Source organism: Planotetraspora thailandica (assembly GCF_016863335.1).
Taxonomy (GTDB): Bacteria; Actinomycetota; Actinomycetes; order Streptosporangiales; family Streptosporangiaceae; genus Planotetraspora; species Planotetraspora thailandica.
On sequence record NZ_BOOR01000064.1, the window covers coordinates 1 to 23736 of the forward strand.

Below are 23736 nucleotides of genomic sequence, written 5' to 3' on the forward strand. Positions count from 1 at the left end.
GCAGCCGCCACCTCCGGCGGCTCCGCCAGGGCCAGCGCGGATGCGGCATCCACGAGTACCGCCACCAACGCACCAGACGATGCAGCGGGCCCGGTGGAGCCTGGCGGTTCGGTCGAGCTGTGCGAGGTGTGCGGCTGCGGGGGAGGCTCTTGCCCATCGCGCACATGCGCAGCGGAAAAAGCACGCTCCTCGGCAGGCGACCCATCGGATACCTCCGCCGCCGCCTCGCCCTTTGCCGCACTCTTTGTTCCGCCCTTCGCGCGCGTGGCCTCCCACCACTCCTTGATCCCCGACGCAGAGCTCAACGCCGAACTGCCGTCCGACGACCACGCCCGGGCCCGGGCCCGCTCCCGCACCTCCGCCCACCACTCAGAACCAACGAACTCGCCAGAAGCAAGAGACGGACGCCTGCGCCGATCGGCCACGCCCGCTTTCTCCCAAGAGCCCAGGATCGAAACTGTGTCTGAATACTCTCACACTGAGTAATCATTTGGCTACGGAAAGTAGAACACAATTTCTAGTCGCCCGATGCGCGCACCGATCTGCCAGTGCCATGATCCGCACGGCGGCCGGCCCGGGATCGTTCACCCTAAAAGGCGGTTGAGCTCGGCGACGTCCAGGGTGCCTGGCGCCAGCCGTTCGCGGGCGAAGCGGTTCGCCTCCCGCTGGAGCGCGGCGTTGACCGGCGTCGGCACGCCGTGAAGGCGGCCGAGCAACACGATCTCTCCGTTGAGATAGTCGGCCTCGATGGATCCGCTGCCCCTGGCCAGGCTCTGCCACGACGAGCTCCCCGCACGGGGAACACCGTTCAGCGTGCCGATCTCGACCGCGTCTCCCCGCGTCTCCCGCTCCTCCTGGTGTGAGGCGTACGGGATGTCCGCCGCGTCCAGCACGGCACGGCCCTCGGCGCGGGCGCGCCGGGCAATCCCGTGGACGCCGTCCACGGCGCCGCACATCGCCTCGGCGGCGTTGCCCAGGTTGCCCAGCAGCTTGGCGTACTTCCAGCGCATGACGTCCGGTACGGCGAAGCTCGCGAAAGAGCTCCCCGACAGGTCGGCCGCCATGCGGTCGGCGAGGTCGTCCACACCCTGGGGATAACGGCCGACCGGGAGCATGCCCGACAGCGGCCTGCCGTACGCGGCGACGACCCCGGGCTCCAGGTGGAGGGCGGGCAACCAGATGCACATGCCGTAGACCCGGGCGAACCGCCGCAGGGCGAGCCGCTCGTTCTCGACGGCGTTCTGCGCACACACGACGGGCAGCCGCTCGGCGGCCGAGCCGCCTCCCGCGACCGGCGCGTCCTCCCACGCGGCGAGGGCCGCGGCGGTGTCCTGCGTCTTGGTCGCGATCACGAGCACGTCGTCCGGGTCGAGAGGCACGGGCCTGTCGGCGGCCCGGATCGGCAGGGTGGCGTCCGCCTCGGGGGTGATCAGGCGCAGGCCGCCGTCACGGATGGCCTCGTAGTGGGGTCCGCGCGCGACGAGCAGCACGTCGTGGCCGCCCTGGTGGAGCCGCCCGCCGATGGTTCCACCGACCGCGCCGGCGCCGATGATGACATACCGCATCGCTCGATCCTGGCACGCCCGCCGGCCTTGGGTTTCAGTGGGCCGTCGCAGCGAATATGCTGCGTGCGGTACTTATTTCCCGCGTTATCCGGAGGACGGGCCGAAATGTACAAGGAGTTCCTCGGCGAGGTCGTCGTGTGGCTGATCCCTGTCGTCGTGCTCATCGGCCTGGCGTACCTGATCACGCGCCCTGCCTGAGACCATCGATCATCGTCTTCTGCAGCAGCCGGTAGGTCGTGTCCAGGTCTTCTGGCAGGCCGAATCCCCCGGCCACTTCGAGGACGACGAAGCCGTGCATGGCCGCCCGCAGGCAGCGGGCGGCATGGACCGCCGCTTCTCCTTCCAGGCCGCAGCCGCGTAGCACGGCGAGCGCGGCCGTCATCAGTTTTCCGCCCGCCTCGGCGAGAGCGGGGTCGCTCAGCGGCGCGGGCGGCATCGCCGCATACCGGTGGGGATGGTTCACCGCATACCTCCGCCACGCCTGCATCAGGGCGGCGACGGCCTCGTCTCCGCTCCTTCCCATGATCGCCTCGCCCAGGGCGTCGGTCATCTCCTCCAGCACCCGCCGCGCCACCAGCGAGCGGAGCTCGCCGATGTTCCGTACGTGCTTGTAGAGGGATGGCGCGGCCACGCCGGTGCGGGCGGCGACCGCCGACAACGTGAGCGAATCGGGACCCTGCTCGTCGACCACGCCGAGTGCGACGTCGACGACGGCGGCCGGGGACAGCCCCGCCCTAGGCACTGACGGACTCCTTGAGGAACGCGCGGATCACCTCGGTGGTCGCCTCTGGCCTGTCCTGGTACGGATAGTGCCCTGAGCCGTCGATCATCGCCAGGCGGGCGACCGGGGCCATCAGGTCGACCGCCATCCGGGCCTCCTCCTCCGGGTTCGGGAAGTCCGGGTCGCGGTCGCCCATGACGACCAGCACCGGGCAACGGACGTCCTTGGCGGGCTCGGTCCAGCGAACCGGTGTGGGCGCGATGACTCCCCGGGTCGCGGCCATTCTGCCGCGCTGCTTGAGGGTCGCCTTGAGATGGCGCAGGTGGGCGCCGAGGTCGGCGGGTTCGATGACGGGAAACAGCGACTTGTAGTACATCGTCCACAGCAGCGGGCTGTGCGTGACGGCTCCCTGTGCGGCCCGCAGGAACCAGCTGAGTTGTGCGTCGCGCACGAACGGGCTGATCAGCACCAGCCCCGCGACGTCGTCCGGGGCCATTTTCGCGGCCCACGGGCCGGCCGCCGTGCTCGACGAACTCCCGACCAGTACGGCAGGCCCGCCGAGGTGGCGGACGAGAGCGAGCAGGTCCTTCGCGACCTCCTCGGGCGCGTAGGAAGCCCATCCCGTGCTCGATTCGCCGTGCCCACGCACGTCGACGGTCGCGACGCGGAATCCGGACTGCACCAGAGGGGGTGCCAGGAGACGGTAAGCGGCACGGGTGTCGCCCATGCCATGCGCGCACACCACCAGCGGGCCGTTCTCAGGTCCGGTCACGCCGTACGCGATGGTGCCGCCGGGCACATCCAGGAAACGTGTTTCGCTAAGCGTCATAGCCAAAAAGCTATTCACATTAGCTTTCTGTGTCAATGCCTCTTCTTGACGGGGTCGGTCTCTGGGTGTTTGCCCTGATATAGGTAGCGTTGCGAAGTATGGGGGCCAGAGACGCGGTGCGCTCGTGGCTCCTTGAGGGGCTCCACCACTCGGACAAGCAGACCGTCGGGCCGTACGGTCCCGAGGTCCCGCACGAGCAGCACCGGTGGTGGCGGGTCATGTGCCTGACCGGTGTCGACTATTTCTCGACGCTGGGTTATCAGCCGGGCATCGCCGCGCTGGCGGCCGGTGCGTTGTCGCCGATCGCCACCCTGTTCCTCGTTCTGCTCACGCTGCTCGGGGCGTTGCCCGTCTACCGGCGGGTCGCCGAGGAGAGCCCGCACGGGCAGGGATCGATCGCGATGCTGGAGCGGCTGGCCCCGCAGTGGCGCGGCAAGCTGTTCGTGCTGGTGCTGCTGGGCTTCGCGGCCACCGACTTCGTGATCACGATGACGTTGTCGGCGGCCGACGCGACGGCGCACATCCTGGAGAACCCGTTCGTCCCCCACGTGCTCGAAGGGCACCAGGTGGCGGTGACCCTGGGCCTGCTCGGCCTGCTGGGCCTGGTCTTCCTGAGGGGCTTCCGGGAGGCCATCGGCATCGCGGTCGTGCTGGTCGGCGTCTATCTGCTGCTCAACGCCGTGGTCGTCGCCACCGCCCTGCTCCGTGTCGCCGACCACCCGGTGGCGATCATCGATTGGCACAGGCTGCTGGTGATCGAGCATCCCGGGCCGTTCGCCATGATCGGTTTCTCGCTGCTGGTGATGCCCAAGCTCGCCCTGGGACTGTCCGGATTCGAGACCGGCGTGTCCGTGATGCCGCTGATCAAGGGAGACCTGCGGCAGCGGATCACGGGCGCGAAGCGGCTTCTGACGGCCGCGGCCATCATCATGAGCGTCTTCCTGATCCTCAGCAGCTTCGCGACGAGTGTGCTGATCCCAGAAAGAGAGTTCCGGCAGGGCGGCAGCGCGAACGGCAGGGCCCTCGCCTACCTGGCGCACGCCTATCTGGGCAACGGGTTCGGCACGTTGTACGACGTCAGCACGATCGTGATCCTGTGGTTCGCGGGGGCCTCGGCGATGGCCGGGCTGATCAACCTGGTGCCGCGTTACCTTCCGCGGTACGGCATGGCCCCCGACTGGACGCGGGCCGTACGGCCGCTGGTTCTGGTCTTCACCGCCATCGCCTTCGCCATCACGATCATCTTCAAGGCCGACGTCAACGCCCAGGGCGGCGCGTACGCCACCGGAGTGCTCGTGCTGATCCTCTCGGCGTCGGTCGCGGTCACCATCTCGACCCATCGGCATGGCCAGCGAAGGCTGATGGCGGCCTTCCTCATCATCGACATGGTGCTGGCCTACACCCTGGTGGCCAATGTGTTCGAGCGGCCCGACGGCGTGAAGATCGCGTCCTTCTTCATCGTCGCCATCATCGTCACCTCGCTCGTCTCCCGGGCGACGCGGTCGACCGAGTTGCGGGTCAGCCGTGTCCACCTCGATCCGTGCGCGGAGGACTTCGTCAACGAGGCCGCCGGCGAGATTCATCTGATCGCCAACGACCCCGGCATGCGCGACCAGACCGAGTACCACGACAAACTGCGCGAGCAGTGGTTGATCCATCGCCTGCGCAGCGCCGAGCCGATCATGTTCGCCGAGGTGACCGTGCCGGACGCCTCGGAGTTCGAGAGCGAGTTGCGGATCTGCGGCGAGGACCGGTTCGGCTACCGCGTCCTGTCGCTGCAGAGCCCCACGGTGCCCAACGCCCTGGCGGCGCTGCTGCTCTACCTGCGCGACCGCACCGGCGCGGTTCCGCATATCTACTTCCACTGGACCGAGGGCAACCCGGTCGTGGCTATGCTCCGTTATCTCCTCTTCGGCGGCGGCGATGTGCCCGCCCTGACCCGTGAAGTGCTGCGTCAGGCCGAGTCGGATGTGGCACGTAGGCCACATGTGCACGTCGGCTGACTGCGCAGATCTTGACGCCTGCTTAGCCCTATGCCGCCACAGGTCACGTTTACCCTGGCCTCAAGAGGCAACGGATCTTGTCACGGGGAGGCCTCTATGTTCGGCATGACAACTGCGGCTCTGCTCGTCGCTCTGGGAACGGGGACCGCGGTTTCCGCCCAGCCGTCACCCTCACCCACACCCTCGGCGCCCACATCACCGGCGTCACCGTCTCCGTCCGTAGCGCCGTCGGCCCACACCAAGGCCGACGCCGTGATCAAGGACGCGCAGGGCACTCCGGTCGGCTCCCTGGAGGTCGAGGACAGGGGAAGCGGCAAGTCGATCGTGACCGTGGCGGTCGCCGGACTGCCTCCCGGATTCCATGGATTCCACGTCCACAGCAAGGGCGTCTGCGACCCTACGGCCAAGGACCCGGCCACGGGGAGCCCGTTCTTCAGCGCGGGCTCACACCTGGACACCTCGTCGCACCCCAACCACCGGGGTGACCTGCCGAATCTCCTGGTCGGCAAGGACGGCACCGGGGGCGCGAGCTATCTGACGGACCGCTTCTCGGTCGAGCAGCTCCTCACCGGTCAGGGGACGGCCATCGTCGTCCACTCCAAGCCGGACAACATGGCCAACATCCCTGACCGGTACGCCGCCGGCGGGAAGGCGGGCCCAGACGCCGACACGCTCAAGTCGGGGGACTCGGGAGCACGCCTGGCCTGCGGTGTGATCACCGGCCAGTAGTCGGCGGGGATGGTTTCCCGCCCCCGGCTGGTGGGAAGCCGGGGGCGGGAAACGCGGGGTGGATGGTCTCGAGGTGCGCGGCGCACAATCACTCTGGGTTGATATCCAGTTACCCTCTGTTTACACGCCGTCACGCCGTGTCGCTGATTCTTTGCCGATCGATGACCGCGGCGACTCTCCAGTCCTGGCCTGAAGTGGCGAAATGCCTGGCGTGGGGCGCTTTTCCGGCCGAGCTTTTCTTTGCCGGGCGGGGTGTTTCCCCGCCGGGTCCTCAGGGGGATCCCAGAGACCGGGCGGCAGCCCATGAGGCGGTCAAGTGTTCGGAAAGGTTCGGTGACGTCGCCGTGTCCGCGACAGTGGTGCCAGCTGACTGGGGGGGTGCCGTCGCGGCGGCGCTGGGCCCTGTGACAGGCAGGACGTGGACGGCGGTGCTGCTGGTCTGCATCTCCACCGTCGCGGGGGCGTGGCTCGCCCGGCGGCATTCCGGACGGGTGACCGCCTGGCTCGCCGTCACGTCGGCGATGATGCTCGTCACCGCCTTGGCGGACCTCCTGCCCGACGCCTGGGGTGACGCGGTGGAAAGCGGCGTTCCCCTGTGGGCGGTCGGGCTCGCGGTCGCCTTCGGCTTCTTGGTGATCACCCACTACAGCCGCAAGTCGTGCGCCTGCGACCCCGTCCCCGTACGGCCACGCCCCGCCGATCACGCGCCCGGGCGACACCGCCCGGTGCGGGAGGTCGTCGGCGCCGCGGCCTTCGGCGGCATGGAGACGGCGACCGCGCTCACCCTGCATCGCGCGATCGAGGGGGCGACGCTGGCGTTGAACGCCTCGGTCATCGTGGTCGTCGCGCTCATGGTCCACTCGGCCAGCGAAGGTCTGGCGCTGGCCGCGTTGCTCGACGTGGGTGGTCAGCGGCTGATCCCCTGGCTGATCGTGGCCTGTGTCAGCCCGGCGGTCGGCGTCGTCGCCGCCACCCTCAGCCCTCTTCCCGGCCAGGTGGTGTCGATCCTGCTGGGAATGGTCACCGGGGTCGCCCTGCGGACGGCCATCGCCGGCATGCAGCACGCCGCGGGGAGCAGAAAATGGACCTTCCCGTCCAAGCGGCACCTCGACGTGGCCGCCGCCGTGGTCGTGACCGGTGGCATCGTGCTCGTCGCGGCCACCGGCGCCAGGGCCGGGCACGTGACCCCCAGTCGTCCGCCGGCAGCCGCGCCGACGCCTGCCACGCGTGGGACTCCTCCCGCGGAGATGACGAAGGACCAGCTGCGCACGGCGATGTCGACCGGGCGGCTCAGCCTGGCCGACGTGCTCGCGCGAGACGACGGCATGACCAGGCGGCTCGCCGTCGCGTGGATCCTGCGGCATGTCCCCGGGCTGGGCGGGGCCGACGTCCAGGCGGCTCTGTCGGCCCTGGGCATCGACGGGAACAGCCATGTCGGAGATCTCGGCGCGGCTGAGCGCGCCGAACTGCTCAAGACGCTGCCCCCGAAGCCTCACTGAGTCCCTAACCGCCGTGGGCTCCGTGGAAGGGCGTGGTCACCCCCTCGTAGGCAAGATGAAGGGCCATGCCCTCGTCGGCGTGGACGAGATTGTGGCAGTGGTTCATCCAGAGGCCGGGGTTGGTGGCACGGAAGGCGACCTGCCAGACCTCGCCTGGCCGTACGTCGAAGGTGTCCAGCCAGAGCGGGCTGCCCGAGGGGGAGCGTCCGTCACGTGAGAGCACCAGCACCCGATGGCCGTGCAGGTGCCACGGATGGATGTCGCGGCTCCGGTTCACGACGGTGAGCCGCACCAGATCGCCGGACGAGACCATCTCTGTCGGGATCGACGGGAAGGCGTGGCCGCCCACCGTGTACGCGTACATGGGACGCCCGCCGGACAGGGCCAGGCCCCGGTCGAGCACCAGGGTGAAGTCCCGGTCGAACCGGCTGGACCCGCTGATGGGCGCCGGAGCCGCCGTGCCGTACCGGAGAAGGTCGAGGTCGGGCCAGCCGGCCGTGTCCTCTTCCGGCGCGCCTGCGCTGCTTCCAGGCGAGAGCCGTACGGACGTGGTGCGGTCGTCGGTGCGCAGGACGACCATACGGTCGGCGGGCATGGTGAAGGTGAGGTCGTAGCGGCCGCCCGCGGGCAGGCGCAGGCCCACGCGGCCGAGCTCGCCGGGGCCGTTCAGATCGGTGCCGTCCACGGAGGACAGCCGGTACGGCGTGCCGGAGAGGGTGAACCGGTGCGGGGTGTCGTCGGTGTTGATCAGGCGAAGCCGTACGGGAGTGCCGGGAGCCGCCTGCCGGTCGAGGGGTTGGTCGCGGTCACCGACGACGGTCCGGCCCGCGAACGTGTGGACCGGCAGGGCGAGGTCCACGCCCGCAGGTGGGGGGCCGACGAGCAGCGTGCCGTACAGGCCCATCTTGACGCCGAGGGAGGAGACCTCGTGGGTGTGGTACCAGTAGGTGCCCTGCCGGTCGGCGAGGAATCGGTAGACGAACTCCTGGCCTGGCATGACGGCCTCCTGGGTGAGGCCGGGCACGCCGTCCTCCCCGGCGGGCACGTCGTAGCCGTGCCAGTGCAGGGTCACGCCCGAGGCGATGTCCGCGTTGCGGAGCCGTACCTCGATGAGGTCTCCCACGTTCGCCGTGATCGGCGGGCCGGGCACCTTCCCGTCGAACGTCCACGCTGCGACCTTCTGGCCGGACGACAGCGTGACGGTGGCGGTGCGGGCGGTCAGGCTGTAGCGGCGCACGACCCCGCCGGGGGAGGGGGAGTCGGGGCCGCGGAACGAGGTCACCGGTCTGCCCGGCTCCTGCCCGGCCACCGCAAGCCTGGCTCCGCCGCCGTGGTAGCCCATGGCGGCCGTCAGGGACTGGTCGCGGCCGTCGTCCATCGTGGGCGGCGGAACGAAGGCCAGGCCCACACCGGCCACGCCTGCGATGGCGGTGACCGCGATGGCGATCCGCGGGGAGCGGCCGGGCCCGGCGACGATCCGCCAGGTCAGCAGCGTCGCGCCGGCGACCGCCGCCGTGATGGCCAGCGCCGAGCCCAGCGTGGCCGGATAGCCGAGCAACAACGTGCCTGCGAGGCCGCCGACTGCCGCGTATCCCGCCGCCAGGAGCGCGACGACGACGGACGGCTGAGGATCGGCCGCTCGGGTCAGCCGGGGTACGGCGACCACGGTGGCCGTCACCCCGGTCACCAGGAGAAGGGGCAGGGCCACGACGACCTTCTCCTGGACGAACCACCAGCCCGCTCCGGACAGTGCGACGACGACCCCGACGCGGGTCAAGGAGGCGAGGATCGCCACTCCGAGGACGGCGAGCGCCGCCCGCGGCCGCCGGGACGCCGCCGCCACCCCCGAACCCAGCCACGCCGCCGCGGTCACCACGGCGGCGAGCAGGTCGAGCGTCATCAGCGTGGCGGGAGTCATGACGCCTGCGCCACCGGCTCCGGGGCCGCCTTCAGGAGCTTGCGCGCCTGGTTGAACACCGACGCGCTGACACCCATGATCGCCATGCCGTTGATGGCGTGGAGCCCGAGGACGGCCAGCGAGAGAGGGGTGGTGTTACCGCTGCTGTCGTCGAAGGCGCTGCCCAGCGCAATGATCAGCACCTGGACGATGATCAGGCCGAGCGGCAGGATCGTGAGCCCGATCAGGCGGCCCGGCACCTTGGACACGGCAGCGGCGATGGTCGCGAGCAGCGACAGGACGGGGATGACCATCATGCCGTTGAGGCCGTGGAGCGCGAACGAGTCGCTGTCCTGCGGTTTGTCGAACGCGCCGACGGCCGCGAGATACCACTGCACCACGACGGCGGCCATCATGAGACCGGCCAAGACGGCATAGACCCTGCGCATGGTGTGCTCCCTCAAGGTGGGGGTGGGCGGACAGTGGCGATCGTGTCCCATGCGCCCCCGCTGAGGCGTCCGCCGCCCAGCGACGATTTCCCTACGGCCCAGGGAGTACGGCACCTTCCCGCCTCCTACCTCCCATGGAGTGCCTCGGCCCCACCCTCACCCCGCCCTCGCCCTCGTGGGCCCATGCGGAACCTCACGGAACCTCGCGCGTGATCATGCAGAAGTTCGCCGATCACGGCCTCTGCCTGCGCAAACCCTGGCCGTGATCATGCAGAAGTTCGGGGGCATGCGGTGTGACCTGCGCGAACGCCGATCGTGATCATGCAGAAATTCGCCAGAGAGGCCTGTGGCCTGAGGGTGCGCCATTCGTGATCATGCACATGTCGGCGTGGTCCTTCGCCTTCACCTGCGATGGGTGTCGCGGTCTCGGGCGCTCCTGCGGCGTACGGCCAGGCGGCGGAGATGAGGAGTCCTGCATGATCACGAATTGCCTTCGCGCTGCTCAGGGGTACGACTTCCGAAGTACTGCATGATCACGATGACTGTTCGGGCAGGCCAGACCGTACGCGCCCGAACTTCTGCATGATCACGCACAGGGATTGCGCAGCTCAGGCCACATGTGCGCGAACTTCTGCATGATCACGGCTAAGGGTTGGGCGGCTAAGGGTTGGGTGGCTGGGGGTTGGGTGCTCGCGAAACTTTGCACGATCACACCCGGCTCTTCTGCTTCGTGCCGTCGCAGTTTGGGAGGAAACTGGGATGGTTCTTTTACTTGATTGAATCAAGTCTAGTGTTACCGTGAGTCTGTGCCCGGCGACTGGGCTGGGGTAGGGCCGATGCATCGGATGCACGGCGTCCGTACCGGCCGGGGCGAGGGCGACGGACGTGAGAGCCCACCCGTTTCCATACGAGTCGAGCCGTGAGGGCCCGCTTCGGATGCCACGCGGGCCGGATGTGGGAATCGGCGCAAGAGTCCTCACGTTCTGTGGTGATTGAGTTGCACTCCGGATGGCAGGCCGGTTCGACAATCCTTCGCGCCGCATACAGTATGCGGGTAGAGGGGGTCGCCCGATCGGGGGAGGGGGTGCTCCGTGGCCGGTTCCGGTGGTCTGCTGACGCGTTTTCGCAGGTCGGTGTCGCGGATGCTCCCGCGCTCGATTCGTGGGCGTCTGACGGCTCTGGTGACGTTGCTGGCGCTGTTGTTGCTGGTGCCGACGGGAATCGCGGAGGCGGTGATCGGACGGCAGGCCGTCGCGAACGGGATCTGGCTGGAGGTACGCCGGCAGGCGGGAATGACGGCGGCGTCGGTGCGAGCCGGTCGGCAAGCGGCGGTGCTGCAGCCCCGGGTGGACGGGGTGCACCTGGTGCAGGTAGTCGACGCCGGGCACCGGGTGGTCAACGCCTCGCCGAAAGCGGCGGGTTTGCCGCCGTTGAGTTCGGTGCGCCCACCGGCCGGTAATCCGGAGCGCGATGTGGAGAGTTGCCTGCCGCATCTGGGGTGTTTGCGGGTGGCGGCGTTGCGGGTGGCGCCGGGGGCTGATTCGCCGGTGGTGTACGCGGGGCGCCCGGCGGCCAGCGTTCGGCCGTTCGAGGCGTTCGGCCAGTTCTTCGGCCTGCAGGAGGGGGTGCTGACGATCTTGGCGGCATGGGCGACATGGAAGGTCACCGGACGCACGCTGCGGCCGGTGGAGGAGATACGGGCCGACCTGGCGGCGATCGGCGGCGACGACATCAGCAGCCGGGTGCCCGAACCCTCGGGACAGGACGAGATCGCCCGCCTGGCGCGGACGGTCAACGGCACGCTGAGCCGCATCGAGGAGGCCAAGCACGGCACCGAGCGGGTGCTGATGCGCCAGCGGCAGTTCGTGGCCGACGCCTCCCACGAGTTGCGCACCCCGCTGGCCGGGCTGCGCGCGGAGCTGGAAGAGGCTCAGATGCATCCGAGAGAGACGGATCTTCCCGAGCTCTTGAGCAACGCGTTGTTCGACGTGGACCGCCTGGAGGCGATCATCGCGGACCTGCTGCTGCTGGCCCGGGTGGACTCCATAGGGGAATCCGAGCGCACGCGAGTGGATCTGTCAGAGCTGGTGGCCGGCGCGGCGATGCGGCGGCTGGGCCGGTTGCCGGTGCGGGTGACGACAGAGCCGGGAGTGCACGTCACCGTGGTGCGCTCTCAGGTGGCCCGGGTCGTGGCCAACCTGCTGGACAACGCCCAGCGGCACGCCCGCCGTTCGGTGGAGGTCCACGTGAAGCGGGACAGGGCCACGGCGGTGTTGCTGGTGATGGACGACGGGCCGGGGATCCCGGCGGCCCATCGAGACCGGATCTTCGAGCGGTTCACCCGGCTGGACACCGCACGCAGCCGCGACCACGGAGGCACGGGGCTGGGGCTGGCCATCGCCAGGGACGTCGCCATGGCTCACGACGGCACCCTCACGGCCTGCGAATCGCCCTCGGGCGGCGCCTGCTTCATTCTCCGGCTGCCTTTGGACGACCCCGCGAACTAGATGATCGAGGTCATCCGGGGGATGATCACGAGCATCGACGTGCCGGCGCCCTGGGGGCTCAAGATCCGCATGTGGCCGCCCAGCGCCTCGATGCGGTCGCTCAGGCCGATGAGCCCGGATCCGCGCTCCGGATCCGCGCCGCCGATCCCGTCGTCGCTGACGGACAGGCACAGCCGGTCGTCCTCGATCGCGAGGTCGACGTGGGCGACGGAAGCCTGGGCGTGCTTGGCGACGTTGGCCAGCGCCTCGGAGACGATGTAGTAGGTCGTGACCTCGACGCGCTCGGGCAGACGCCCGTTCGCACGCACGCTCAACTCGACAGGTACGGCTGAGCGCCGCGCGAGCGTCCTCAGCGCCGGAATGAGCCCGCCCTTCGACACGATGGCGGGATGGATGCCACGGGAGAGCTCATGGAGGTCCTCCACGACACCGGCCAGGTCTTCGGCCGCGCCGGAGAGCTGCTTTCTGACGTCCTTCATGTCCGGGGGCATGGCCGTCTCGATGGACCGCAGCTGCAGGGCCAGCGAGACGAGTCGCTGCTGCGCGCCGTCGTGGAGATCGCGCTCGATCCTGCGGCGGGCCTCGTCGGAGGCGGCCACGACGCGGGCGCGCGAGACGGCGAGTTGCTGGCCGAACTGGGCGTTGGCGATCGCGGTCGCGACGAGCTCGGTGAACTCCAGCATGTGCTCTTCCACGCCCGGCGGCGGTTCGGCTGCGGCCGACAGGGCGATCATCGCACCCCACAGGCGTCCTTCCACGACGATGGGGACGCCGACAGCCGAGTTCATCCCCTGTCTCTTGCCCCATGCGCGAATATCGCCGGGGCCGTCGGAGTAGTCGGTCATCCGGGCGGGGCGGCCGGTGCGGTGGACGATGGCGGCGATGCTCGGCTCGTCGGCAGGCCAGCGCGTCCCGTCGGGGACGAGGAAGGCCGGCCCGCGGATGCTCCACGAGCCCATCGTTACGAGTGTGCCCGGCGGATCCGGAGCGTCGAAGCGGGTTATCACGGTGTGGTCGACCTTGAGGATGCGCCCCATCTCACCCGCGACCGCGTGGAACAGCTCGTTGGGCGACACACCATGGGCGACCAGCGTGGCGACGCGCCGCAGCGCCGCCTGCTCTTCGGCCACCCTGCGCAGCTGGGTGCGTATTTTCCGGATCGTCATGAACGACCCGGCCAGCAGCACGAGGACGATGACCGCCGCGAGGCCGAGCAGCTCAGGTTCGTAGACCAGCCCTGTGACCTTCGCCGTGGGGACGGGGAGAGAGTAAATTAAGGGATATCTGTGTGACACATCCGGTGGTGCGGACGCGAGGAGGCCCGCCGCCGCGACCAATAAGGCGCCTGTGACGATCCCCGTTATCCGGGGCGGGCGCGTCGGGCGTTGCAGCGACGACATCGGTCGCACACGCACAGTGAGGATTTTACTCCGGCGCCGCCCGGACGGGATCCGGCGGCCACCCGGTGCAGGGGGTGACCACAAATATGTGGGGTGACGCGCAGGCGGACGGCGCCCGGATAAGAATCGCGGTCGCGGATGACGACGTGCTGCTCCGGGAGGGGCTGGTGAGTCTGCTGGAGCGGTCGGGGTTCGAGGTGGTCGGTGGGGCGGGCAACGCCGGCGACCTGCTCGACCTCGTCAGGAAGCACGAGCCCGACATCGCGATCATCGACATCCGGATGCCACCGAGCAATGAGACGGAAGGCCTGGAAGCGGCCAAGGTCATCCGTACGGAGTTTCCCCGTATGGGCGTGCTCCTGCTGTCGGCGCACGTGGAGGTCGAGGAGGCCATGGAGCTGCTCGCCTCCGGGCACCGGATCGGCTATCTCCTGAAGAGCCGGGTCGCGGCCGTGGGCGACTTCATCGAGACGATCCGCCGGATCGCCGGCGGTGGATCGGTCGTCGATCCTCTTCTGGTCAAGGAGCTGTTCTCCGCCCGCCGCAGGAATGACCCCCTCGAGCAGCTGACCGAGCGGGAACGTGAGGTGCTCGCCCTGATGGCGGAGGGACGGTCGAACGCGGGCATCGCCCACCGGCTGTGGATCACCGAGGGCACCGTCGAGAAGCACGTGCGCAGCATCATGGCGCGGATGCAGCTCCCGGAGACGGGGGACGACCACCGCCGGGTGCTCGCGGTGATCGCATTCCTCGGCTCCCGGTGACACGACCAGGCGGGGGAGAGGTCAGGGGGCGCCGCAGGACGGCTGCCCATCGGAGTGAGCCGATCCGACGATCGCGCTGATCGCCTGCCCCGACAACCGCGACTTCGGCAGGAAGCCGAGTGCGGGACTGTCCGCGATCATCTCCGCCAGGTCGCCCTCGGCGTACGCCGAGGTCATGATGATGCTCGGATGGTCGGTCCGCCCGGTCGCCGAGAGCTCGCGCACCAGGTCGAGGCCCGATTCGTCACCGAGGCCGATGTCGATCAGCGCCACGTCGGGCCGGAGCTCGCCCGCCCGCCTGATCGCCTCTGCGCACGTCGACGCCACGCCTACAACCTCGATTCCGTCGTGCGTGAGCACGTCGCAGGCGATCATGAGGAAGTAGTCGTTGTCGTCGACGACCAGGCATCGCAGAGCCATGGTTCCAGGATCCTCCCGAGACGGGCCGTCAGGCATTGCAGCTAACGGGAATGACAGGAGTTCAGCTGGCATGCACCCGAGACGGAGGCTGGTGGCGAAGACGGCGACCGCTGTCCACGGGCATCGTGAGACGCGTCAGCCGTCTCCGCTCGGGAGTTGTCATGAAACGACAGATCCGCATCCCCCGGCCTCGCAGACCCGTCGCCGAGGCACCTTTGGATCTGCGCACTCCCCGGGGGCGGCGCCTGCCGTACTGACCGGCGCCGACCGGTTCCTCCGGCGCGTCAGCCGGGGAGGGGGATGCGCAGGTTGACCGTCCCCCGCATGTCGAGCCACGCGCTGTCCGGTCCGCGCACCAGGCGTAGCACCACCTCTTCGCAGCCGGGGCAGCGCGCGACCATGCCGGGGCCCGGGCCGTACACCCGGAGTGAGGCGATCGGGCCGGAAAGGCCGCAATGGACGCACTGGCCCAAGGCCGCCGTGACGTCCACGGCGAAGATCTCGCGCAGCGGGCCGGCCAGGGCGTTGCCGTCCTGGTAGGAGTCCTGCTCGGGTTCGGTCATGTCACCCTCCGGTGGGGCCGAAACGTTCGGTCTTGATCGCGGTGGCGTCGTGTCCCATGGCGAGCAGGATGTCGGAGACCGTCTCCACGAAGCCGGTCGGCCCGCAGACGAAACACTCGGGCCGGAACTCCGCCGGCCAGCCGCCGGTGTTGACGTCCGCCACGGTCACCCGCCCGGCCGGGCGGGCCCAGCCGTCCGGGACGACGCGGGTGTAGAGGTAGGTCACGTCCAGGCCGGAGATCGGCTTGCGCAACTCCTCGGCGTAGTAGCGCTCGCCCGGCTCGCGCAGCGAGTAGAGGAGCCGGAACGGCGTACGGCTGCCGGCCTGCTCACGGGCGCGGATCATGGCCATCAGCGGCACGATTCCGGACCCTCCTCCGACCAGGAGCACCGGCCGCGTGCCGTCCGGCCGCCACACGAACCAGCCGCCGACCGGGCCGCGGATCTCCAGCTCGTCGCCCGGCCTGAGCTCCTCGGTCAGGTACGGTGAGACCTCGCCGTCGGCCACCCGCTGCACCGTCAGGTCGACCCGTTCTCCGTCGGCGGCCGAGGCGATGGAATAGCTGCGCTGCGTGCTGTAGCCGTCCTCGGCGGTGAGCCGTACGTCGACGTGCTGGCCGGCCAGATGACCGGGCCAGCCCGGGATGTCGAGGACCAGCGTGCGAGCGGTGGGCGTCTCGTCTCGGATCTCGGCGAGCTTGGCGACGTGCCAGGCCAGCCTGCGCATGATCAATCTCCCTGGTAGCGCTGTTCGCGCCACGGGTCGCCGTAATTGTGGTAGCCGGCCGTCTCCCAGAAGCCGGGCCAGTCCTCGTTGAGGAGCCGGATGCCCTGGACCCACTTCGCGGACTTCCACAGATAGAGGTGGGGCACCAGGAGCCGGGCGGGGCCGCCGTGGGCCGGGGCGAGCTCTTCGCCGTCGAACTCGTAGGTGATCCACGCCTTGCCGTCGAGCAGGTCCTCGACCGGGAGGTTGGTGGTGTAGCCGCCGTAGGAGTAGACGAGGGCGTATTCGGCGCTCGACTCGACGTCGGCGAACAACGTGTCGAGGGACACGCCCTTCCAGGCGGTGCCGAGCTTCGACCACTTGGTGACGCAGTGCAGGTCGACGGTCGGAGTCTCGCTCGGCAGGGCCATCAGCTCCTGCCACGACCACCGGTGGGTCTTGCCGTCCTCGGTGTCGATGGCGAACTCCCACCGGTCCAGCGGCACCCGGGGCGTGGGCCCGGCGGACAGGACCGGGAAGTCATGGACGAGATATTGGCCCGGAGGCAGCTTCACGCCCTCGTCTCTGGGCCTGCCGCGAAAGCCGCGCGAAATGAATCCCATTTGTACCTCCGGCGCCACATTATCTGGCGTGCCCCCGGCCGGGAACGGCCGGGGGCGATCTTTGACGTCGGCGCCGGACGTCTGGATCTCACCTGTTCAGGATGCTTGAGGTGAGGACGCGACGCCCCCGGCGCCTCGCCGCAGCCCTTCGGCTTGGCGGAGGTGGGCCTCCGGGGGCGCCGCACCGGGTCGTCAGAAGACCGGAACGCCGTCGCGGACGAGCTTCCAGTTCGCCTCGGCGAAGGTGGCGGGGTCGATGGTCCCCGACGCCGTCGCGTACTCGATCAGTGCCTGGCGGATCTCCACCTGCCCGTTGTAGACCACCGGGGCGGTCGTCACGCCGGGGAAGCCGCCGCCGCCCGACTGCCGGTAGTTGTTGATCGCCACGACGAACTGCTTGTCGGCCGCGACCGGCAGGCCCTGGTAGGACAGGCCGATGATGCGCTGGCCGACCGGCTTGGAGATGTCGATGTCGTAGGTCACACCGGACAGCTGGTCGTAGTTGTAGTCGGGGGTGCCGCCCGCGTTGGTGAGGGAGCGCAGGTCGATCGGCGCACCCGGGGCGACCTGGTTGAAGTACCTCGCCGAGTACTCCAGGTAGTCCTTGATCTGGGCGCCGGTCAGCTTGATCCCGAGCAGCGTGTTGTCGTAGACGTACAGGCCGGCCATGTCACGCACGCTCACCGGGCCGGCGGGGAAGACCGCGGTCCGGCTGAACGGCGCGGCGATCGACAGTACGGGCAGCGACGCGTCGGGCGTGCCCGCGACGGCCTTGCCGACCAGGTCGGTCTGCACCTTCTGGATGTAGTCGAGGATCGCGGTGTCCTTGTACGGAGACTCCGCCGCGGACAACTGCTCCTTGGACTGGGCGACCACCTGGTTGACGTAGGCGACCGTCGTGTCGTGCTGCTTCTTCATGAGCGAGACGATCTTCGGGTCCTCGGGCACGGTGTTGCTGTTGAGCGTGGCGGACGACTTGCCGACCACGGTCCACTGGCCGCGCTGCTTGGTGAGGGTGAAGTCGACGACCGACAGGCGCTGGCCCCACCGGCCGGGCTCGGTCAGCAGGACCTGCTTGCCGGTGACCTTGTTGGTGACGAACCGCTGCGGCACGTCGTTGTGGGCGTGGCCGAACAGGACGGCGTCGATTCCCGGGACCTGCTCGGCGACCATGGCGGAGGCGTTCTCGACCGGCAGGTCCGAGCCGTAGGACGACATTCCGTTGTCGCCGGCGTGCGCGGTGACCAGCACCACGTCGGCGCCGAGGCCGCGGATGACCGGAACCCACTTCTTCGCGGTCTGGACGAGGTCGAGGAACTTGAGCTTGCCGTCGACGTTGGCCTTGTCCCAGACGGCGATGCCCGGGTTGGTGAGCCCGAGGATGCCGACCTTGACGGGCTTTTCGCCCTTGACCTTCATCGTCTTGAGGATGAAGGGCTGGTAGGCGGGCCGGCCGGTCTTCGCCGAAACCGCGTTGGCGCCCAGCACCGGGGCCTTCATCTGGTCGATCCACGTGGCCAGCAGGGGCAGGCCGTAGTTGAACTCGTGGTTGCCGAGGGTCACCGCGTCGTACCCGATGGCGTTCATGGCCTTGGCCATCGGGTGGGTGGCGCCGGTCTCGGTGACCGGCTCCTTCTTGGCGTAGTAGTAGTCGAGCGGCGTGCCCTGGATGGTGTCGCCGGAGTCGAACAGCAGCGTGTGGCCGGCTCCGCGGTCGGCCCTGATCTGGTTGACCAAGGTCGAGATCTTGGCGAGGCCGACGTCGTTGTGGGCGCTGTCGTCGTATTCGGCGTTCTTGTAGTAATCCCAGTTGACGGCGTTTCCGTGGATGTCGGAGCTGGCCATCACCGTGATCTTGAGCTGGTGGCCGGAGTTCGCGGAGGCAGGAGCGCCGGGCGCGAAGAGACCGACGGCCACGAGGATGGCGGCACCGGCGGTCAAGGCCTTGGGGATGTGAGAGGACATTTCCGCGACGCTAGCGATGGTCGATCACCGCCGCGTCACAGAGTTCTTAACCGGAAATGGAGATCAGAGGTCAGTTCGTCAGGCGCGCTCGGAGGCGGGCGACCTCAAGGCGCCGCCGTGGCCGACCCCGGTCCGACCGTGTCGCCCATATGGCCATTTTGTGACCTATGTCACATTAGGGGTCCTTAGGGTGGCCCTGGCACTCCGTGTCTAGAGCGGGCCAGTTTAGGGGCACCCTCCATGCGTCCGGCGGTGGTTTTCTGGAGGTGTGGCGGGATCGCCGTCGCGCCGACCGGAGCGAGGAAGGAGCCATCGTGACCAGCCCGATGCCGCCCTCTGACCGTGGGGATGCGGCGGCCGCCCACCCGCACGGGCGGTTCGCCGCGGACGCCGCTCACGAACTGTGCACGCCGGTCGCAGCCCTCCGCGTCGAGCTGGAGGAGGCCCGGCTCCACCCGTCGGAGACCGACCTGATCGAGCTTCTCGACCGGGCGCTGGTGAACGTCGACCGGCTGCAGGCGATCGTGACCGACCTGCTGACGCTCGCGCGCGCCCAGGCCGCCGGGCACGTCGATCGGCAACGGGTCGATCTGGCGGATCTGGTCAGCTCCGAGGTCGCGAGGCGCAGCGACCGGCTGCAGACGGTGGTGTCGTCCGCCGGCCAGGGTGTCGCCGCGATCGTCGTCGACGTCGACCGCTTCCAGCTGCGCCGGGTTCTCGCGATCCTGCTGGACAACGCCCATCGGCACGCCAGGAACTCGGTCCGCGTCGAGGTGAGGTGGGACGGCGAGTCGGCCGAGCTCTCGGTCGCCGACGACGGCCCGGGAATAGCGCCGGAGCACAGGGAGCGCATCTTCGAACCGTTCTCCCGGCTCGACCCCGCCCGTGATCGCAGGAAAGGCGGCGCGGGCCTCGGCCTGGCGATCGCCAAGGAGATCGTCAGAGCTCACGGGGGGACCGTGGAGGTCGACTCCTCTCCCGGCGGCGGTGCCCGTTTCGTCGTCCGGCTTCCCGTCGCGCGGCTGCTGGAGGCGTGCCAGCGGGCCGAGACCTGGCTGGACAGCGAGGCCTCGTCGGGAGAACCGCTGGAGGATCGCGGTGACCAGACCGAACGCGGACTCGGCACCTTTACGGTCGAAGACCGGGCATATCGGCTGCGGCCACGGTCGGAGATGGTCAGACCCGCTCAAGAACGGTGGCGTTGGCCAGACCACCGGCCTCGCACATTGTCTGGAGCGCGTAGCGGGCGCCTCGCTGCCGCATCGCGTTCACGAGCGTCGTCATGATGCGGGCACCGCTCGCCCCGAGCGGATGGCCCAGAGCGATGGCGCCGCCGTTCACGTTGACCTTGTCCGGGTCGGCGCCCGTCTCCTGCAGCCAGGCGAGCACGACGCTCGCGAACGCCTCGTTGACCTCGAACAGGTCGATGTCGTCCAGCCGGAGACCGGCCCGGCGCAGCACCTTCTCCGTGGCCGGGATGACCCCGGTCAGCATGAGAAGCGGGTCGGAGCCCGTCACGGCGAAGCTGTGCAGGCGGGCGAGAGGGCGCAGGCCGAGCCTGGTGGCCGTCTCGCTCGTCGTGATCAGCACCGCCGCCGCGCCGTCGTTGACGGGGCTGCTGTTGCCCGCCGTGACCGACCAGTCGATCTGAGGGAAACGCTCGGCGTAGCCGGGGTCGGCGAAGGCCGGCCTGAGGGTGGAGAGGATCTCCACGGTGGTGCCCGGCCGTACGGACTCGTCGGTGTCATGGGTGCCGCTGCGGCCGCTGATCGGCGCGATCTCGGCGGCGAACCGCCCGTCGGCGTAGGCCGCGGCGGCCTTCGCGTGTGAACCGGCGGAGAAGACGTCCATCTGCTCGCGCGTGATCGACCACTTGGCCGCTATCAGCTCGGCGCTGATCCCCTGCGGCACGAGCCCGCCAGGGAAGCGCGCGGCGACGCCGGGGCCGAAGGGGTCGGCTCCCGGCGGCACGTTCGACCACATCGGGACCCGGCTCATCGACTCCACGCCGCATGCCACGACCATGTCGTACGCGCCGGAGATGACGCCCTGGGCGGCGAAGTGCACGGCCTGCTGTGATGATCCGCACTGCCGGTCGACCGTCACGGCGGGCACCGAGTCGAGGAAGCCAGCCGACAGCCAGGCGTATCTCGTGGTGTTCATGGCCTGCTCGCCCACCTGGTCGACGCAGCCGCCGATCACGTCGTCCACCTGGGCGGGGTCGATCCCGGTGCGGTCGACGAGGGCGCGCAGGGTGTGCGCGAGCAACTCCACCGGATGGACCGACGCCAGCGCGCCGTTGGGCTTGCCCTTCCCCGTCGGGGTCCGCACGGCCTCCACGATCACGGCGTCACGCATCGCGACCTCCCATTAGTTTGAAAACCAAACCGAATATAGCTCTACTCGGGTTCGGAAATCAAACCAAGAGCGCCCCGGGAGGCGTGGGCCTCCCGGGGCGTCCCCAGGTCAGGGGTAGCTGACCCAGTTGGCCACATTGCCGGCCGAGTTGGACGGGCCTCCGGTGTTGTTGATCACGTGGCTGATCGTGCCGGTGCCGCCGAGCGACACCGTGACCATGCTGTGGAACCGCACGTTCGGCTTGTTCGGCGCCTCGTAAGAGTGCGCCAGGACGACGCCCGGGTTCACGTTGAAATAGCAGTAGCTGCCCAGACCCCACGCCTCATGTGTGGTGACGGAGTCGGCCACCTTGTAGGCGGCGTAGCCCTGGGTGCTCCCGTTCATCCACGCCGCCTGGTTCGGCGGGTCGTACGGAAGCTCGTTCTGGTAGAAGAACGTCCGGCCGCCGTTGCCGTTCCAGATGGTCTGGTACTGCTGGTAGTGCTCGACGAACAGGCCGTACATCGTGACGTCGTTCCCGTTGACAATCAGGCCGTTGGCGGCGGTGTTCGACGTCCAGCCGACGCGGCTGCCGTGGTCGGCCCGCCAGAGCCACATGTGATCGCCGATGACGTCCGAGCTGTTGATCACCAGGCTCTGGGTGGCCTTGCCGACGCCGGCTCCGCCGATCCGGAAGAACACGTCGTGCAGCGAGGTCGGGTTGGCCGTGTGGTCGGCGGACGACCCGGACGGGCCGACCTGCATGAGCGTCGGCGAGTTGGTCGTGCCCGCGTCGATCAGCAACCCGGCGATCTTCACGCCGTCGACGTCGGCCACGGAGACCGCGGTGACGCCGTTGTCCGGGATGAGAGTGGCCAGGCCGAGGCCGAGCACCACCGTGTCGGCCCGGTTGATCCTGATCGTGTCGTTCAGGTGATAGACGCCCGGAGTGAACAGCAGGTTCTTGCCCTGGGCGAGCGCGGCGTCGATCTCAGCCGCCGTGTTGCCCGGCTTGGCGACGAAGAACTGGCCGATCGGGATCGACGACCCGGCCGGCGTGCCGTTCGCCCAGGTTGTGCCGGAGGAGTTGGTCCGGAGCGCGGGCACGAACACCTGGTAGGCGCCCGCGGAGTCGACGTACAGGAACGGCTTCTCCCGCGTCACCGGAGCTGTGGCGACCGTGGTGTACGGCGGGGCGGGGAAGGTGTTGGCGGGCGCGCCGTTCACTCCCACGAAGACCATGTTCCAGTTGGAGCCCGTCCAGCTGCCCCACTGGGCGTTGCGCGACAACCACTGCTGCTGCGAGCCCGAGCGCACCTGGCCGTCGATCTTGGAGTCGGCGATGAACCCGCCGCTCGACCAGCCGCCGTCATCGAGCTGCAGGTTGCCCCTGACGTGCATCCGCCGATACGGCGCAGCCTGCGAGACCGCCCACCTGTCGGTGCCGGACGGCGGGTTGACCGAGAGGTTCTCCGCGCCGCGCCAGAAGTTCTGGGTCGCGTTGCCCTGGAACCAGTCGGCCTCGACGTGCACGCCCCCGTTGATCGTGACGTTGTCCGGCGACATGCCCAGGCCGAGCACCTGGGTGTAGAAGCCCACGTTCACGTCGACGTTGTAGGCGCCCGGCTTGAACAGCAGGGCGTACCGGTTGGCCCCGAACTGGTTCGACTCCTGCTGGGAGAAGACCGAGTTGAGGCGGCTCTGGATGGTCGCGGCCGGCATCGACGGGTCGAAGACCAGGACGTTCGGCCCGAGATCGGGGGTGCCGGGGGGCGGGGGCGGAGTCGATGGAGTTCCCATGGTGAAAGACTGCGCCGCCGTGCCGTTGCACGTGTACTGCCCGAGCTGGACGCTGTCGGCGGTGGAGGCGGCCGGCACGTCGAGGCACTTGCCGCTGTAGCGGTTGACGAAGTGGTAGGAGCCGCCGGCCTCCTCGACGGGCAGCCACTGCTGGTTGTTGCCGCCCACGTAGTTCCAGAGCTGGATCGGCGCGTCGTCGGCCGTGGAGACGTCCTTGACGTCCCATGACTGGGCGGTGTTCGTGCTCACGTTGACGCGGTAGTAGCCGCCGCCGGTCGCCTGTAACTGCCACAGCTGGGCGCCGGTGCCGTTGCACGCGTACTGCTGTACGGCCGTGCCGTTCGCGGTGGCGGCGGCCCGCGCGTCCACGCACTTGCCGCTGCTCACGTTCACCACGGTCGTCAGGCCGGTCGGCACCGCCGCCTGGGCGGGGGCGGCCGGGAAGGCCCCGAGGGCCAGCGTGGAGGTCAGGGCGGCGAGTGCCGCCAGGAGGGGGAGTGATGGCCGATGTCGGCGTCGCAGAGTCACACGGTCTCCTCGTGTGCACGGTGTGCCCCGCAGGGCCCACCGCAGGGGGGTGGTGGCCGGTGGGCGAAGGACCCCCGCCCGGGTGCGCGTCCAACCGGCGGCGTACGGCCGGAACCGTACAACTGTAAAGTTTCTTTGTCAATTAGGCTGTCAAGCCTCTGTTGACGCGCTCCGGGCCGCGCGCGGGGCCGGGCGTCGGGCGAGAGGCGGTTCGGGTGCCGGCTGGAAGTGGTCCGGAAATGACGCGCAAGCGCCCCGCAATTTCGGAAAATTCCGATTTTGAACGCTATTAATGTCTTCTCGGGGGACTGCCGTCTATTTACTTTCTTCTGGCGGCGTCGGTCGTGTTGTCATCTACCGCCTCGGGTATTCGTGCATCAAATCCCTTCTCTCTTGATAAGCGGAAAAAGCTGACTTATCAGATGTCGACC

19 protein-coding genes are annotated in these 23736 nt (G+C 69.1%); 6 read left to right on the top strand and 13 right to left on the bottom strand.

Annotated elements, in window-relative coordinates:
• Nucleotides 1-584: 584 nt before the first annotated feature.
• The 3 genes from Pth03_RS33605 to Pth03_RS33615 all read right to left on the bottom strand — a co-directional run bounded on the left by Pth03_RS33605 (nucleotide 585) and on the right by Pth03_RS33615 (nucleotide 3115).
• Nucleotides 585-1565, bottom strand: a complete 981-nt coding sequence (locus Pth03_RS33605; protein ID WP_203948493.1) for a ketopantoate reductase family protein — start codon at nucleotides 1563-1565, stop codon at nucleotides 585-587.
• A 181-nt stretch (nucleotides 1566-1746) separates the two neighbouring features.
• Nucleotides 1747-2307 carry a TetR/AcrR family transcriptional regulator gene (locus Pth03_RS33610; protein WP_203948494.1) on the bottom strand — a complete coding sequence of 187 codons (561 nt, stop codon included), beginning with the start codon at nucleotides 2305-2307 and terminating at the stop codon, nucleotides 1747-1749.
• Nucleotides 2300-3115: an alpha/beta fold hydrolase gene (locus tag Pth03_RS33615; protein ID WP_203948495.1), complete on the bottom strand. Its 816-nt coding sequence runs from the start codon at nucleotides 3113-3115 to the stop codon at nucleotides 2300-2302. The genes Pth03_RS33610 and Pth03_RS33615 overlap by 8 nt, the downstream gene beginning before the upstream one ends.
• 98 nt (nucleotides 3116-3213) lie before the next feature.
• On the opposite strand from Pth03_RS33615, the gene Pth03_RS33620 reads away from it, so the two are divergent.
• The 3 genes from Pth03_RS33620 to Pth03_RS33630 all read left to right on the top strand — a co-directional run bounded on the left by Pth03_RS33620 (nucleotide 3214) and on the right by Pth03_RS33630 (nucleotide 7346).
• Nucleotides 3214-5118 (top strand): amino acid transporter, encoded by a 1905-nt coding sequence (locus Pth03_RS33620; protein WP_203948496.1) that lies wholly within the window; start codon nucleotides 3214-3216, stop codon nucleotides 5116-5118.
• Between the two features lie 96 nt (nucleotides 5119-5214).
• Nucleotides 5215-5847: a superoxide dismutase family protein gene (locus Pth03_RS33625; protein ID WP_203948497.1), complete on the top strand. Its 633-nt coding sequence runs from the start codon at nucleotides 5215-5217 to the stop codon at nucleotides 5845-5847.
• 404 nt (nucleotides 5848-6251) lie between these two features.
• A complete protein-coding gene (locus tag Pth03_RS33630; RefSeq protein WP_203948498.1) occupies nucleotides 6252-7346 on the top strand; it encodes a ZIP family metal transporter in 1095 nt (364 codons plus the stop codon).
• Nucleotides 7347-7350: 4 nt separating this feature from the next.
• Here the strand turns inward: Pth03_RS33630 and Pth03_RS33635 are convergent, their stop codons facing one another.
• A complete protein-coding gene (locus Pth03_RS33635; protein WP_203948499.1) occupies nucleotides 7351-9264 on the bottom strand; it encodes a multicopper oxidase family protein in 1914 nt (637 codons plus the stop codon).
• Nucleotides 9261-9692 (bottom strand): DUF6220 domain-containing protein, encoded by a 432-nt coding sequence (locus Pth03_RS33640; RefSeq protein WP_203948500.1) that lies wholly within the window; start codon nucleotides 9690-9692, stop codon nucleotides 9261-9263. Before Pth03_RS33640 ends, Pth03_RS33635 begins: the two co-directional genes overlap by 4 nt.
• Nucleotides 9693-10783: 1091 nt before the next feature.
• On the opposite strand from Pth03_RS33640, the gene Pth03_RS33645 reads away from it, so the two are divergent.
• On the top strand, nucleotides 10784-12199 hold the full coding sequence (locus Pth03_RS33645) for a sensor histidine kinase (protein WP_203948501.1): 1416 nt from the start codon (nucleotides 10784-10786) through the stop codon (nucleotides 12197-12199).
• Here the strand turns inward: Pth03_RS33645 and Pth03_RS33650 are convergent.
• Nucleotides 12196-13614, bottom strand: coding sequence for a GAF domain-containing sensor histidine kinase (locus Pth03_RS33650; RefSeq protein ID WP_203948502.1), 1419 nt, complete (start codon nucleotides 13612-13614; stop codon nucleotides 12196-12198). The two genes, Pth03_RS33645 and Pth03_RS33650, sit on opposite strands and share 4 nt — an antisense overlap.
• A 59-nt stretch (nucleotides 13615-13673) precedes the next feature.
• Between Pth03_RS33650 and Pth03_RS33655 the strand changes: the two genes are divergently transcribed.
• A complete protein-coding gene (locus tag Pth03_RS33655) occupies nucleotides 13674-14363 on the top strand; it encodes a response regulator transcription factor (protein ID WP_308442403.1) in 690 nt (229 codons plus the stop codon).
• A gap of 21 nt (nucleotides 14364-14384) precedes the next feature.
• On the opposite strand, the gene Pth03_RS33660 is transcribed toward Pth03_RS33655, so the two are convergent.
• The 5 genes from Pth03_RS33660 to Pth03_RS33680 form a co-directional block, all read right to left on the bottom strand.
• On the bottom strand, nucleotides 14385-14783 hold the full coding sequence (locus Pth03_RS33660; RefSeq protein ID WP_203948503.1) for a response regulator: 399 nt from the start codon (nucleotides 14781-14783) through the stop codon (nucleotides 14385-14387).
• 284 nt (nucleotides 14784-15067) lie between these two features.
• A complete protein-coding gene (locus Pth03_RS33665) occupies nucleotides 15068-15346 on the bottom strand; it encodes a DUF6510 family protein (RefSeq protein ID WP_203948504.1) in 279 nt (92 codons plus the stop codon).
• Between the two features lies 1 nt (nucleotide 15347).
• Nucleotides 15348-16073, bottom strand: a complete 726-nt coding sequence (locus tag Pth03_RS33670; RefSeq protein ID WP_203948505.1) for a ferredoxin reductase — start codon at nucleotides 16071-16073, stop codon at nucleotides 15348-15350.
• A gap of 2 nt (nucleotides 16074-16075) precedes the next feature.
• Nucleotides 16076-16675 carry a sulfite oxidase-like oxidoreductase gene (locus Pth03_RS33675; protein WP_203948506.1) on the bottom strand — a complete coding sequence of 200 codons (600 nt, stop codon included), beginning with the start codon at nucleotides 16673-16675 and terminating at the stop codon, nucleotides 16076-16078.
• A 192-nt stretch (nucleotides 16676-16867) separates the two neighbouring features.
• Nucleotides 16868-18640: a bifunctional metallophosphatase/5'-nucleotidase gene (locus Pth03_RS33680; protein ID WP_203948507.1), complete on the bottom strand. Its 1773-nt coding sequence runs from the start codon at nucleotides 18638-18640 to the stop codon at nucleotides 16868-16870.
• Between the two features lie 314 nt (nucleotides 18641-18954).
• Between Pth03_RS33680 and Pth03_RS33685 the strand changes: the two genes are divergently transcribed.
• Nucleotides 18955-19926 (top strand): sensor histidine kinase, encoded by a 972-nt coding sequence (locus tag Pth03_RS33685; protein WP_203948508.1) that lies wholly within the window; start codon nucleotides 18955-18957, stop codon nucleotides 19924-19926.
• Here the strand turns inward: Pth03_RS33685 and Pth03_RS33690 are convergent.
• Nucleotides 19817-20998, bottom strand: a complete 1182-nt coding sequence (locus tag Pth03_RS33690) for a thiolase family protein (protein ID WP_203948509.1) — start codon at nucleotides 20996-20998, stop codon at nucleotides 19817-19819. The two genes, Pth03_RS33685 and Pth03_RS33690, sit on opposite strands and share 110 nt — an antisense overlap.
• Before the next feature lie 108 nt (nucleotides 20999-21106).
• Nucleotides 21107-23305: an RICIN domain-containing protein gene (locus Pth03_RS33695; RefSeq protein WP_203948510.1), complete on the bottom strand. Its 2199-nt coding sequence runs from the start codon at nucleotides 23303-23305 to the stop codon at nucleotides 21107-21109.
• Nucleotides 23306-23736 lie beyond the last annotated feature (431 nt).

Coding starts and splice junctions, on each gene's coding strand:
- Pth03_RS33640 (WP_203948500.1), bottom strand. CDS start 9,692: ATGCGCAGGGTCTATGCCGTCTTGGCCGGTCTCATGATGGCCGCCGTC.
- Pth03_RS33675 (WP_203948506.1), bottom strand. CDS start 16,675: ATGGGATTCATTTCGCGCGGCTTTCGCGGCAGGCCCAGAGACGAGGGC.
- Pth03_RS33680 (WP_203948507.1), bottom strand. CDS start 18,640: ATGTCCTCTCACATCCCCAAGGCCTTGACCGCCGGTGCCGCCATCCTC.
- Pth03_RS33670 (WP_203948505.1), bottom strand. CDS start 16,073: ATGCGCAGGCTGGCCTGGCACGTCGCCAAGCTCGCCGAGATCCGAGAC.
- Pth03_RS33660 (WP_203948503.1), bottom strand. CDS start 14,783: ATGGCTCTGCGATGCCTGGTCGTCGACGACAACGACTACTTCCTCATG.
- Pth03_RS33635 (WP_203948499.1), bottom strand. CDS start 9,264: ATGACTCCCGCCACGCTGATGACGCTCGACCTGCTCGCCGCCGTGGTG.
- Pth03_RS33605 (WP_203948493.1), bottom strand. CDS start 1,565: ATGCGGTATGTCATCATCGGCGCCGGCGCGGTCGGTGGAACCATCGGC.
- Pth03_RS33620 (WP_203948496.1), top strand. CDS start 3,214: ATGGGGGCCAGAGACGCGGTGCGCTCGTGGCTCCTTGAGGGGCTCCAC.
- Pth03_RS33625 (WP_203948497.1), top strand. CDS start 5,215: ATGTTCGGCATGACAACTGCGGCTCTGCTCGTCGCTCTGGGAACGGGG.
- Pth03_RS33665 (WP_203948504.1), bottom strand. CDS start 15,346: ATGACCGAACCCGAGCAGGACTCCTACCAGGACGGCAACGCCCTGGCC.
- Pth03_RS33690 (WP_203948509.1), bottom strand. CDS start 20,998: ATGCGTGACGCCGTGATCGTGGAGGCCGTGCGGACCCCGACGGGGAAG.
- Pth03_RS33615 (WP_203948495.1), bottom strand. CDS start 3,115: ATGACGCTTAGCGAAACACGTTTCCTGGATGTGCCCGGCGGCACCATC.